Origin of the sequence: Novosphingobium sp. SG720 (assembly GCF_012275365.1) — a bacterium.
In the GTDB taxonomy this organism is placed as follows: domain Bacteria; phylum Pseudomonadota; class Alphaproteobacteria; order Sphingomonadales; family Sphingomonadaceae; genus Novosphingobium; species Novosphingobium rhizosphaerae.
In genome coordinates this window covers 1674011-1686844 of record NZ_JAAZQN010000001.1, presented here as the reverse complement: position 1 = coordinate 1686844, position 12834 = coordinate 1674011, and the positions used below count along the sequence as shown (strand labels likewise).

At 67.2% G+C, this 12834-nt stretch carries 10 protein-coding genes; 8 read left to right on the top strand and 2 right to left on the bottom strand.

The features are described 5' to 3' along the window. Nucleotides 1-34: 34 nt before the first annotated feature. On the top strand, nucleotides 35-505 hold the full coding sequence (locus tag FHW94_RS07600) for an Lrp/AsnC family transcriptional regulator (protein WP_168555050.1): 471 nt from the start codon (nucleotides 35-37) through the stop codon (nucleotides 503-505). 56 nt (nucleotides 506-561) lie between these two features. Then, the gene (locus FHW94_RS07595) at nucleotides 562-1725 is read left to right on the top strand and encodes a pyridoxal phosphate-dependent aminotransferase (RefSeq protein WP_168555049.1); all 1164 of its coding nucleotides are present in this window, start codon (nucleotides 562-564) and stop codon (nucleotides 1723-1725) included. 7 nt (nucleotides 1726-1732) lie between these two features. On the opposite strand, the gene FHW94_RS07590 is transcribed toward FHW94_RS07595, so the two are convergent. Then, nucleotides 1733-2395, bottom strand: a complete 663-nt coding sequence (locus FHW94_RS07590) for a pyridoxamine 5'-phosphate oxidase family protein (RefSeq protein WP_168555048.1) — start codon at nucleotides 2393-2395, stop codon at nucleotides 1733-1735. A gap of 99 nt (nucleotides 2396-2494) precedes the next feature. On the opposite strand from FHW94_RS07590, the gene FHW94_RS07585 reads away from it, so the two are divergent. Further along, nucleotides 2495-3943 carry a PLP-dependent aminotransferase family protein gene (locus tag FHW94_RS07585; RefSeq protein ID WP_168555047.1) on the top strand — a complete coding sequence of 483 codons (1449 nt, stop codon included), beginning with the start codon at nucleotides 2495-2497 and terminating at the stop codon, nucleotides 3941-3943. Between the two features lie 270 nt (nucleotides 3944-4213). Here the strand turns inward: FHW94_RS07585 and FHW94_RS07580 are convergent, their stop codons facing one another. Next, nucleotides 4214-4648: a group II truncated hemoglobin gene (locus tag FHW94_RS07580; RefSeq protein WP_168555046.1), complete on the bottom strand. Its 435-nt coding sequence runs from the start codon at nucleotides 4646-4648 to the stop codon at nucleotides 4214-4216. A 66-nt stretch (nucleotides 4649-4714) separates the two neighbouring features. On the opposite strand from FHW94_RS07580, the gene FHW94_RS07575 reads away from it, so the two are divergent. The 5 genes from FHW94_RS07575 (at nucleotide 4715) to FHW94_RS07555 (ending at nucleotide 12811) form a co-directional block, all read left to right on the top strand. Further along, on the top strand, nucleotides 4715-5395 hold the full coding sequence (locus FHW94_RS07575; RefSeq protein WP_168555045.1) for a response regulator transcription factor: 681 nt from the start codon (nucleotides 4715-4717) through the stop codon (nucleotides 5393-5395). Next, on the top strand, nucleotides 5385-6776 hold the full coding sequence (locus FHW94_RS07570; protein ID WP_168555044.1) for a HAMP domain-containing sensor histidine kinase: 1392 nt from the start codon (nucleotides 5385-5387) through the stop codon (nucleotides 6774-6776). The genes FHW94_RS07575 and FHW94_RS07570 overlap by 11 nt, the downstream gene beginning before the upstream one ends. Before the next feature lie 153 nt (nucleotides 6777-6929). Next, nucleotides 6930-10196 (top strand): efflux RND transporter permease subunit, encoded by a 3267-nt coding sequence (locus FHW94_RS07565; protein WP_168555043.1) that lies wholly within the window; start codon nucleotides 6930-6932, stop codon nucleotides 10194-10196. Continuing rightward, complete coding sequence (locus FHW94_RS07560) at nucleotides 10186-11367, top strand: efflux RND transporter periplasmic adaptor subunit (RefSeq protein WP_168555042.1); 1182 nt, start codon at nucleotides 10186-10188, stop codon at nucleotides 11365-11367. The genes FHW94_RS07565 and FHW94_RS07560 overlap by 11 nt, the downstream gene beginning before the upstream one ends. Continuing rightward, on the top strand, nucleotides 11360-12811 hold the full coding sequence (locus FHW94_RS07555; protein ID WP_168555041.1) for an efflux transporter outer membrane subunit: 1452 nt from the start codon (nucleotides 11360-11362) through the stop codon (nucleotides 12809-12811). Before FHW94_RS07560 ends, FHW94_RS07555 begins: the two co-directional genes overlap by 8 nt. Nucleotides 12812-12834: the final 23 nt, after the last annotated feature.

Genomic DNA, 12834 nt, shown 5'->3' with positions numbered 1-12834 from the left:
AGATCGCGCATCCAGCGTGCAGGAGAACCGCCCGATGCTCAATTCTCGCGATCTTGCCATTCTCGATGTGCTGCAACGCGACAGCGATACGCCGTTGGCCGAAGTCGGCACGCGCGTGCACCTTTCGCCCTCGGCCTGCTCGCGCCGGATCGCCCACTTGCGCGAGGCCGGCTATATCAAGCGCAACGTGGCGGTGATCGATCGTGCCAAGGTTGGCCTGCCGACCACGGTGTTCGTCACCGTCAGCGCACGCACGCATAGCGCGGCTTGGACCGAGCAGTTCCGCCAGGCCGTGGCCCACATTCCCGAAGTGATGGAAGTCTATCGTCTCACTGGCAGCATCGACTACCTGCTGCGCATTGTGCTGCCCAGCGTGGACGACTATGACCGCGTCTACAAGGCGCTGGTGGCGCGGATCGAGATGAACGTGGTCTGCGCCTACATCGTGATGGAAACGGTCAAGTCTGCCGAAAGCCTGCCGTTGCATCAGGCGCCGCGGGCTTGACCAGGCGCACGCGCCACGACACGCTGGCCCCCTCATAGCCAAGGACACCAGGCGCCATGATCGAACCTTCCGCTGGCCTCCCGCTCGATCGACGGCGCATGTTCCAGTTGGCCGCCGTTTTGGGCGGTGGCCTTGCCCTGGGCGAACGCGCATTCGCCGCGCAAGGCAGCCCCATGCCGGCCGCGTCGGCGGCGCCCAGCCTGAAAGTGCCGCCGGGAACAATCCGCCTCAATGGCAACGAATATTGGGAAGGGCCGGTGGACGATGGGCTGGATGCCGCCCGTGCTGCCGTTGCCCGGAGCAACTATTACGATCCGGTCGGCGAGCGTGACGCGTTGATCGAGACGGTTTCGACGATGGAGCGCGTGGGCGCCGATCATGTGGTGCCCTGGGCCGGATCGGGCAGCCCGCTGGCGCGCGCCGTGGTTGGCTTTTGCGGGCCGGAACGTGGGCTGGTTACCGCCGATCCGACGTTCGAAGTGGCGTGGATGGTGGCGGCCTATGTCGGCGCGCCGGTGGCCAAGGTGCCGCTGCGCAGCCCGGACCAGGCGCACGATGTGCGCGCGATGCTGGCCGCCAATCCGCGTGCCGGGCTTTACTATGTCTGCAATCCCAACAATCCCACCGGCTCGTTGACACCGATGGAAGACATCGCCTGGCTGGTGGAAAACAAGCCCAAGGATGCGGTGGTCCTGCTGGACGAAGCCTACCTGCATTTTTCCCACGCCGCATCGGGCATGGACCTGGTGCGCAACGGGCGTGACGTAGTGATCCTGCGCACGTTCTCGAAAATCTTCGGCATGGCGGGCATGCGCATGGGCCTGTCGATCGCGCGGCCCGATCTGCAGGCCAGGCTGATGCAATACGATGGCGTGATCCAGACCCTGCAACTGCCGGTGCCCGCCCTGGCCTGTGCCAGTGCCAGCCTGCGGCGCATGGACCAGATCACCAACCGGCGCGAACAGACCACGCAGACGCGCGAAAAGACGGCGGCCTTCCTGACCCAACGTGGCCTGGCCGTGCTGCCCAGCGCGGCCAACATGCTGATGGTCGATTGGGGCAAGCCGGCCGCGCCGATCAAGGCGGCGATGGAAGCAAAAGGGATCGCCATCGGCCGCTCCTGGCCGATCTGGCCGACCCGGTCGCGCATTACCATCGGCTCCCCTCAGGAGATGGAACGCTTTTGCGCCAGCGTCGATCGCGTGCTGGCGCAAGCGTGAACCAAGCCTAGCGCAGCCGGCCCGATGCCACCAGGGCCGCCAGCTCTGCCGGCAGCGGCAGCGTGGCCGGGCTGTCGGGCGCCGGTTCGGCCGGACCCAGCGTGGTGCGCATGGGCAGCACCCCGGCCCAGACCGGATAGTTGGCTTCCTCGGGATCACCGGGCGGGCCGGCGCGATCCTTCACGCTCGCTTCTTCGATCTCCATCCACACCACGGTCGATGCCTTGGCCTCTTGCGCCGTCATCGGGCGCAGGCTGTTCCACCGGCCTGGGAACAGGGTGTCGACCATGGCGCGCAGGGCCGCGGCACTTTCTTGTGGATCGGTGATGCGCTGCGCCCGGCCGAACACCATGGCGCTGCGATAGTTGACCGAATGGTTGTAGGCCGACCGCGCCAGGACATAGCCATCCATCAGGCTGACGGTCAGGCACACGCGCTGGCCGTCGATCTTGCGCAGGAAGCGGCTCGCCGATGATCCGTGCCAGAACACGCGGTTGCCCTCACGCCAATGGATCGTGGGCGTCACATAGGGTTCGCCATCGATCACATAGCCGACATGGCACAGCGGCGCGGCATCGAGCACGGCATGGACATCACCCCAGGCATGGCTGGCGCGATCGTGCATGCGCCGCACGCGGCTGCGTTCGGTTACGGGGAATTCCTGGGTCATCGCTTGGTTCTCTTCCACTGGGCATACCTGTGATGCCGCAGAAGTGGATTGCCGGTAAGAACCAGTTGCCAAAATCTGACCAGTCCAGTTTGATGGGGCATGGCTATCGAACCGACAACCTGGCTGGTGCTCGACCGCGCCGTGGGCGACCTGGAAGGCCAGATCTATCGCGCGTTTCGCGCCCGCATCCTGGGCGGCGCCTTGCAGGCCGGCGCGCCGCTGCCTTCCACCCGCGCGCTCGCCGCCGCACTGGGCCTGGCACGCAGCACCGTGGTGGCCGGCTATGATCGGCTTGCAGCCGAAGGCTATGTCAACGCGGCGCGGGGATCGGCCACGCGGGTGGCGCCGTTGCCGCCGCCGCCGCAAGGCGCCGCAGATGGTCGATCGTTCGCGCCTGTGCCGCCGCCAGGCTCACCCGATCCAGCCCGCTTCCTGCCGCTGCGCCCCGGTCTGCCCGATCTCGAGGCATTTCCCCACGCCACCTGGGCACGTTGCCTGGCTGCACGGGCGCGCGGCCTGCGGGTCCATGACCTGGGCTATGGCGACGAGCAGGGCTTGCCGATCCTGCGTGCAGCGGTGCTGGATCACGTGCGCCGCACGCGTGCTGTGGTGGCCGATCCGGCGCAAGTGGTGATCGTGCCATCCACCGCTGCGGCCGTGGCGCTGCTGGCCGGGCTGGTATTGGCGCCGGGCGATGCGGCCTGGGTTGAAGATCCCGGCTATCCCACGGCCCGGGCGCTGTTGCAGCGGGCTGGCGCGCGGATCGCGGCGGTGCCGGTCGATGTGGAGGGGATCGACCTTGGCCAAGCTCCCGCCGGGCCGCCTCCACGCCTCATTCACGTGACGCCCTCGCACCAGTATCCCACTGGCGCGGCGATGAGCCTGGCGCGGCGGCTGCGCCTGCTCGACCATGCGGCAGCCTGTGGCGCGCTTGTGGTGGAAGACGATTACGACAGCGAATTCCACTACGCCGGGCGGCCGCTGGCGAGCCTCCAGGGCCTGGATGAGCGCGGCTGCGTTGCCTATCTCGGCACCTTTTCCAAGGTTCTGGCTCCGGGATTGCGGATTGCCTATGCCATCGTGCCGCCACGCCTGGTGGCGCCGATGCAGGCGGCCGTGCGGCTTTCAGGCGGAACGGTGCCGATGCATCTGCAGGCGGCAATGGCGGATTTTCTGGAGGAAGGGCACCTCAACGCTCACGTCCGGCGCATGCGCAAGGTCTATCACGCCCGGATGGTCGAAACCGCCGAGAGGCTCGACGCTGTTGCCGCGGGGCGCTGGCGGGCCGGGCCGGTCGATGGCGGGCTGCAACTGGCGCTGTGGCTGGCGTCGAGGCATCATGACGATACCGCGCTGGCCCGGCAGCTGCAGGATCGGGGGCTGGGCGTTCTGCCGTTGTCAGGCCTGTTCGTGGGGCCGGCGCAACCAGGCCTCTTGATCGGTGTGGCCACTGCGCAATCACCGGTGATCGATCGTCTTGCCGCCGCACTCGATGCGCTGGTCTTGCCGTCAGATAGCCGTGATGCAAACCACGGCTGCAGGATTTAGGGGCGCCAGTCGCGATGGCCCCAGTGGCGCAAGGGGCGGCCGCAATTCCGGCACGGGGCATACTCGGTACCGGCCTCGTAATAGCGTTTGCCGCGGTTCGGATCGTGGCGGCCTATGCTGCAAAGCAGCACGCTCCACAGTTTGGGAGATTGGTCCATAATGACACTCCTGTTCGCCATAAGATAGGAAGAATGCGAACCCTTTGGCGAATCCGTCCGGTCTGGATGCGTTTGATATTATTGCACTGCACACATGGCTTGGCGAGGAAATTTACCTTTGCTTTGCATTATCACCAGTCTGGTTGCCCATGTGCCACGCCAGCGCCTCCACGCGCTCGACAATGGCAGCGGACATCGCCGATGGCGGCACGATTTCCGACCAGGCCTGGTGAAAGCACAGCAGCCAGCCTTCGATTTCGGCGCGGCCGATCGGCGCCACCATATGGCGCATGCGCAGGCGTGGATGGCCATATTGGCTGGTGTAGAGCGGCGGCCCGCCGAGCCAGCCGGTAAGATATTCAAACAACCGCTGCTGCGCCCGTTCCAGCGATGGCGGGTGCACCGCGCGACAGGCGGCGGCGCCGGGCAGTTCGTCCATCAATTGATAGAACCGCGCGACAAAGGCGCGCACCATGGCGTCTCCACCCAGCAGTTCGTATGGCGATGGGGCGGGCGTTTCCGGCCCGGTTGGCACAGTCTGCGTCATGGCCGGCGCATAGCCATTCGTCAGCGCGCTGGCCAGCGCCGCGCGGGGTGATTACAAGCCGCCGCCATGGCACGCATACTGGTCATCGAGGACGATCCCGACACCGCCGCCGAAATCGTGGCGGAACTGGCCGGCCACGGACACGACGTGCGCGCGGTGGGCGATGGCGGCGCGGGCGTGGAACTGGCGCTGCGCGAGCCGTTCGATGCCATCACGCTCGATCGCATGCTGCCCGAACTCGACGGGCTTTCGGTGGTGGCGCGGTTGCGCGCGGCGGGGCTTACGCTGCCGGTGCTGATGATCAGCGCGCTGGGCGATGTGGACGAACGCATTGCCGGCCTGCGCGCAGGCGGTGACGATTACCTGATCAAGCCTTTCGCGCCCGATGAAATGGCGATGCGCGTGGAAGTGCTGCTGCGCCGCCAGCGCCAGATGGCCGCATCCACCGCCATGCTGGTTGCCGGACCGGTCGAGATGGACCTGATCCGCCGCGAAGTGCGCGTGGGCGGCGAGGCGGTGCGCCTGTTGCACATGGAGTTTCGCCTACTGGAATTCCTGATGCGCAACGCCGGGGAAACGGTGGCGCGGCAGATCATCTTCGAGCGGGTCTGGGGCTATTACTTCGATCCCGGCGCTAATCTGATCGCCGTGCACATCGCCCGCCTGCGCAAGAAGATCGACCTGCCGGGCTGTCCCTCGCTGATCGAGACCGTCAAAGGCGAAGGCTACCGCTTCGATGCTGGCTGAGGCGCAGCGCAACTGGCCGCGCTTTTCAGCCATTCGCAAGACGAGCACGTTTCGCCTGGCGGTGATGTTCGGCGGGGCGGCGGTCTTGGCCGTGCTGCTGGTGCTGGCCATGGTCTATAGCCTGACCGCCAGCAACCTCGACACGCGGGTGGACCTGATACTGCGTGCCGAAATGGCGCGCCTGCAGGCCTTGCCGGAAAGCGACCTGCCCGCCGCAGTCGAGGCGTCTGCCCGTGCCGGGGCCAATCCACTGGGCCATTTCGGGCTGATCTCCCCCGGCGGGCGCTGGGTGGCAGGTGACCTCGGCGCCAGCCCGCCGTTGCGCTTGGGCCGCACGTATGCGCGCGAAGATGGGCCCGACGTGCGCGGGCCGCTGCATATCCTGGCGCAGCGCACCCCGAACGGCGCCATCCTGATGGTCGGCCGGGATTCCACCGTGATCACCGAACTGCGCAACAACGTGCTGGCGATCCTGCTGGCGAGTGGTCTGGTGGTGGTGCCGTTGCTGCTTGGCGCGGGGCTGGCGTTGAGCCTGGGGCCGCTGCGGCGGGTGGATCGCCTGCAGCGCGTGGCGGGCAAGATCGCGGCCGGCCGTCTCGACGCGCGGATGCCGGTGGACGGGCGCGGCGACGAACTGGACCTGCTCGCCGACACAGTCAACCAGATGGTGGGCGAGGTGGAACGCTCGATGGCGCAGGTTCGCTCGGTCACCGATGCCATCGCGCACGATCTGCGCACCCCGCTCACGCGCGTGCGCAACCAGCTCTATCGCGCCGCCCGCGCGCCGCAATTGCCACCTGCCGAGGCAGGGCGGATCGGGGCGGCGATCGAAGACCTCGATACCGTGCTGGCCCGCTTTGCCGCCCTGCTGCGCATCTCGGACCTGGAAGCGGGGCATCGCCGCCAGGGCTTTGCCGCCACCCGGATCGATGAACTGGTCGCTGTGGTGATCGATCTCTATGCCCCGCTGGCCGAAGAGCGCGATGTGGCCTTGCTGGCCGGCAAGCTGGCGCCCGCAACCCTGCTGTGCGACGGGCAGCTGATGGTGGAGGCGCTGAGCAACCTGGTGGACAACGCCATCAAATTCAGCCCCATCGGCGGCACGGTGATGGTCACGATCGCGCAGGCGAATGACGAAACGGTGATCGCCGTTGCCGACGAAGGCCCCGGCATTCCGCCCGAACAGGTGGCGGCCGTGGTGCGTCGGTTTGACCGGGGCGCGGCCTCGCCCGCTGTGCCGGGATCGGGCCTGGGATTGAGCGTGGTCGCCGCCATTGCCCATCTGCACCAGTTCGCCCTCGAGCTCTTGCCTGCGCGCACCGACGCGGCACGCCCAGGCCTGTGCGCGCGCATCCGCGCCAACGCCGCCATTCCCATGTGAAATTCATTTCATTGGCAAGGCGCCCGCCGCAGGTTCAATGGAGCCGGCGGTTGGCGCTGCACCACAGGCGCCATCCCACGTTTATGGTGCCTGGTGGGTCCCGCATTCGCACGTGCGAAGTGTTGGCAGCCAGGCCAAACCCTTGGGAACGCCATGCTGCAACTGGTCAAGCTCGCGCTCAGCAAGCCTTATACCTTCGTCGTCCTGGCCATTCTGATCGTGCTTTCCGGCTCGATCGCCTGGCTGCGCACCCCCACCGACATTTTCCCTGATATCCGCATCCCGGTAATCGCGGCCGTGTGGCAATATCGCGGCCTGCCCCCGCAGGACATGGCAGGCCGGGTGGTCTATTATTACGAGCGCTCGCTCACCGCGACGGTCAACGATATCGACCATATCGAAAGCCAGTCGATGAACGGCGTGGGGGTCGTCAAGATTTTCTTCCGCCCCGGCGTCGACGTGCGCACCGCCACCGCGCAAGTCACCTCGGTGTCGCAGACCGTGCTCAAGCAGATGCCGCCGGGTATGACGCCGCCGTTGATCCTCAACTACAGCGCGGCCACGGTGCCGATCCTGCAGATGGCGCTGTCTTCGGGCCAACTTTCCGAACAGGCGATCTATGACCTCGGGCAGAACGGCATCCGCCCACAGCTTGCCACGGTGCAGGGTGCTGCAGTGCCATCGCCCTATGGCGGGCGCGAGCGGCAGATCCAGATCGACCTCGATCCCGCGGCCTTGCTGCAACGCCATCTTTCGGCGGCCGACGTAGGCACGGCCCTGGCGGCGCAGAACCAGATCGTGCCGGCCGGCACCAGCAAGATCGGCGAATTCGAATATACCATCAGCCTCAACAACAGCCCGCAGGTGATCGACCAGCTCAACGCGCTGCCGATCCGCACGGTTGACGGCACCACGGTGACCATCGGTGACGTGGCCCACGTGCACGATGGTTCGCCCCCACAGGTGAACGAAGTACGCGTCGATGGCGGGCGTGCCGTGCTGATGACGATCCTCAAGTCAGGCTCGGCCTCCACGGTCGATATCGTCAACAACATCAAGGCGCTGTTGCCCAAGCTGAAAGAGACGCTGCCCGAAAGCCTCAAGGTGCAGTTGCTGTCGGACCAGTCGCTGTTCGTGAAAGCGGCGGTTTCGGGCGTGGTGCGCGAAGGGGTGCTGGCGGCCGCGCTCACCAGCGTGATGATCCTGCTATTCCTGGGATCGTGGCGCTCGACCGTGATCATCGCCACCTCGATCCCGCTGGCCATTCTGGCCGCGGTGGCGGGGCTGGCGGTGACCGGCGAAACGCTGAACATCATGACGCTGGGGGGCCTGGCGCTGGCGGTGGGCATCCTGGTGGACGATGCCACCGTCACCATTGAGAACATCAACTGGCACCTGGAACAGGGCAAGGGCGTGGCCCAGGCGATCATGGATGGGGCCGAGCAGATCGTGCGCCCGGCGTTCGTTTCGCTGCTGTGCATCTGCATCGCGTTCCTGCCGATGTTCTTCCTGCCGGGCGTGGCCGGGTTCCTGTTCGCGCCGATGGCCAAGGCGGTGGTCTTCGCGATGATCGCCAGCTTCGTGCTGTCGCGCACGCTGGTGCCCACGATGAGCAATTTCCTGCTGCGCGCCCATGGATCGCCCCATGCGGTGGACGTGATGGTCAGCCATGATGCGTTGTCGGCGCAGGAGCCGGGCCAGAACCGGCTCGTGCAGGCGCTGCGCCGGTTCCAGCACGGCTTTGAAACGCGGTTCGAGGCGATCCGCGCCTGGTATGTGGCCGCCCTGCGTGCCGCGCTGCACAGCCGGCGCCGGTTCATTCCGGGCTTCATGATCGTGGTGCTGGTGTCGATGGCGCTGGTGCCGTTCCTGGGCCGCAATTTCTTTCCCAGCGTCGATTCCGGCCAGATCAGCCTGCATGTGCGTGCGCCGGTCGGCACCCGGCTGGAAGAAACCGCTGCCCTGTTCGACAAGGTCGAGAACGAGATCCGCCGCGCGGTGCCGCCCGGAGAGCTGGTCTCGATGGTCGACAACATCGGCATGTCCTCGTCCGGGATCAACGTTGCCTATGCCAACAGCGGCGGGATCGGATCGCAGGATGGTGATATTCTGGTCACGCTGGGCGAAGGGCATCATCCCACGGATGGCTATGTGCGCACGCTGCGCGAGCGATTGCCGCGCGTGTTTCCGGGCACCACGTTCTCCTTCCTTCCGGCCGATATCATCAGCCAGATCCTGAACTTTGGCGCGCCGGCCCCGATCGACGTGATGATCACCGGGCCCGATACCAAGGGCAACGCCGCCTATGCGCGGATGCTGGCGGGCCGCATCGGCCACGTCGCAGGGATTGCCGACGTGCGCATGCAGCAGGCCACCAACCATCCCGAGTTGCGTTTCGACATCGATCGCGCCCAGGCCGACCGGCTTGGCGTGACGGAGAACGACGTGACCAAGAGCCTGTCGGTCAACCTTGCCGGTAGTTCCCAGGTGGCGCCCACGTTCTGGCTCAATCCCAAGAACGGCGTGTCCTACCCCATTGTGGTGCAGACGCCGGAGTATCGCACCGACAGCATCAACGCCTTGCAGAACATCCCCGTCAGTTCCTCGCGCCCCGGCGCGGTACAACTGCTGGGCGCGCTGGGCACGATGACGCGGGAGCCTTCGCCAGCGCTGATTTCCCACTATTCGGTGCAGCCCGCCTATGATGTCTATGCCACCACGCAAGGGCGTGACCTGGGCGCCGTGGCGGGCGACGTGCAGAAGATCCTGCACGACACCGCCAGCAGCCTGCCCAAGGGCGCCACGGTGACGATCCGTGGCCAGGTGGAAACGATGAACTCGGCCTTCACCGGGCTGGTGCTCGGGCTGATCGGCGCGGTGGTGCTCATCTACCTGCTGATCGTGGTCAACTTCCAGAGCTGGATCGACCCGGCAGTGATCGTCTCGGCCCTGCCAGCGGCGCTGGCGGGCATTGCCTGGACGCTGTTTGCCACGCACACGCCGCTGTCGGTGCCGGCGCTGACGGGTGCGATCATGTGCATGGGCGTGGCCACTGCCAATTCGGTGCTGGTGGTCAGCTTTGCCCGAGAGCGGCTGGCCGTGCTGGGCAATGCCACCTTGGCCGCCATCGAGGCCGGCTCCACCCGGTTCCGTCCCGTGCTGATGACGGCCCTGGCCATGATCATCGGCATGGCGCCGATGGCCCTGGGCCTGGGCGAGGGGGGCGAACAGAACGCTCCGCTCGGCCGTGCCGTGATCGGCGGCCTGATCTGCGCCACCATTGCCACGCTGGTGTTCGTGCCCGTGGTCTTTTCCATCGTCCATCGCAAGCACCGGCCGGGCGGCTCTGCCGCCGCGCATACCCCCGCGCCGTCCGATGACCCCATCTTCTTCAAGGGAGACCTTGTCCATGCAGAATGAAACCAGCCTGATCGTGGGCCAGGAAGACGCCCCCGCCAATCCGCCACGCGGCCTGAAGACGGCCGGCATCGTGGCCGGCGTCATCGCCGCGGTGATCGTGGGCGCGGGGCTTTACACCCGCCATGGCGAAGCGGCTGACACCCACGCGTGGAGCGAGGCGCAGGCAATTCCCACCGTCCACCTTGTCGATGTGACGCCCGCGGCTGCCAGCGGCGACCTGACCCTGCCGGGCACCATGGCCGCATGGAACACAGCCCACATCTTTGCCCGCGTGCCTGGCTATATGCAGGCGTGGAGCCGCGATATTGGCGCCAGCGTGGGGCAGGGCACACCCTTGGCGCAGATCGAGACGCCCGAGTTGGACCAGCAGATCGTAGCCGCCCGCGCAGCTCTGGCCAAGGCGCGCGCCGGGGCATCTTTGGCGCGCAGCACGGCGGCGCGGTGGAACGACCTGCTGACCGACCATTCGGTTTCGCAGCAGGAGGCGGACGAGCGCAACGGGAACCTGGCTGTCCAGGTGGCGACCGTGCGCGGGGCGGAGGCAGACCTTGCGCGGCTGTTGGCCATGAAGGCCTATGCCACGGTGCGAGCGCCCTTCGCCGGGGTGGTGACGCAGCGCAACGCCGATATCGGCGATCTGGTGGGGCCCGGCGCCACCAACCAGCAGCCAATGTTCACGGTGGCCGATGTTGGCCGCATCCGCATCTACGTGGGCGTGCCGCAGACCTATGCCGCAGCCATGAAGCCGGGTGTGGAAGCGACGCTGACCGTGCCCGATCAGCCGGGCCAGACGTTTGCCGCCAAGGTGGTCGGTACGTCTGACGCGATCAACCCGCAGACCGGGGCGCTGCAAGTGCAATTGCTGGCCGACAACACCGCCCATGCGTTGCGTGCGGGCGGCTATGCCCAGGTGGCGTTCAAGGTGCCGGGCGGTGCGGGCGCCGTCACGATCCCGTCGAGCGCGCTGCTGTTCCGCGCCGCCGGCACGCAAGTGGCGACGGTGGGCGGCGATGGCCGCGTGCGCCTGGTGAAGATCACGCTGGGTCGCGATCTGGGCAAGGCGGTGGAAGTGGTTTCGGGCCTTTCGGCCGGGGCCAAGGTGATCGACAATCCGCCCGATTCCATCGCCGATGGCGATCCCGTGCACGTGGACGGGGGGCACCATGGCTAAGTCTTTGGGCCGTCATCGCCACGGCCTGGTTGCAGGGCTGGTGCTGGCCTTGGCCGGTTGCGCCAGTGCCCCGGACTATCATCCTCCACAAGTGAGCCTGCCAGCCAATTTTGCCGGCACCGGTCCGTGGGTGCCGGCCGATGGCAGCGCCGCAGCGACGCCCACCGATTGGTGGACGGTGTTCGGCGATCCCGTGCTCGACGGGTTGGAACAGCAGCTCAATACCGGCAATCCATCGCTCGCGGCCGCCGTGGCCCGGCACGACAAGGCGGCCGCGCTGTTGCGCCAGGCGCGGGCTGATCTGTTCCCGCAACTCGGCACCAGCGCCAATCTCACGCAAAACCGCCAGTCCAATGATCGTCCCCTGCGTGGCGCGACACAGCCGGACTATTACGGTTCGCAGACCGTTGGCCTCAACGGCAGCTACGAAGCCGACCTTTGGGGCCGCGTGCGGGCCAATGTCGCGGCCGGGCGCGCCGATGCGCAAGCGGCGGCCGACGATGTGGCCGATACGCGGTTGCAACTCCAGGCGGAGCTGGCCGAAGGCTATGCCGTGCTGCGCGGGCAGGACCGGATCATCGCCCTGCTCGATGCAACGGTCCAGGCCTATGCCCAGGCCGATCACATGACTGGGCGCCGCTTTGCCGGGGGCATCGCCAACGCCATGGAAACCGGCCAGTCCGCCACCCAGCTCGCCGAAGCGCAGGCTGCCCTGGCTGATGCGCGCAACGCCCGTGCCCTGGCAGAGCATGCCCTGGCGACGCTGGTTGGCGCACCAGCCACCGGATTTACCATCGCCCCGGCGGATCGCACGCTGGCACTGCCGCAAGTGCCGGTGGGTGTGCCGTCCACCTTGTTGCAGCGCCGGCCGGATATCGCAGCGGCCGAACGGCGGATGTACGCCGCCAACCGCCGCATCGGCGTGGCGCGTGCGGCGTTCTTCCCCTCGCTGCTGCTGGGTGGGCAAGTCGGCCTGCAGGACACGGCCCTGTCCGATCTGATTGCCGCGCCCAACACGTTCTGGTCCATCGGGCCCAGCGCCGTGCTGACGCTGTTCGACGGCGGGCGCCGCCATGCCCGCGTGATGCAGGCCCGCGCCGAATGGGATGCCGCGACGGCCGATTATCGCGGCCGCGTGCTGAGTGCCGTGCAGAACGTGGAAGACGGCCTGTCCCGCCTGCATCACCTGGGCGACGAAGCAGCGGCGGAAAGCCACGCCGCAGAACAGGCCGGGAATGTGGAAACGCTGGCCATGCGTCGCTATGAACGCGGGGCGGTCAGCTATCTCGACGTCGTCACCGCGCAAACCACCGCGCTGCGCACCCGGCAAAAGGCGATCGAGGTGGATACCCAGCGCCTGCAGGCGGCGGTGCGGCTGCTGCGCGCGACCGGCGGCGGGTGGCAGGATGGCCGCGCTGCTGCCGGGGCGCCCAAGGCGGGGTGACGCACCATGGGTGAGGGGGGCTT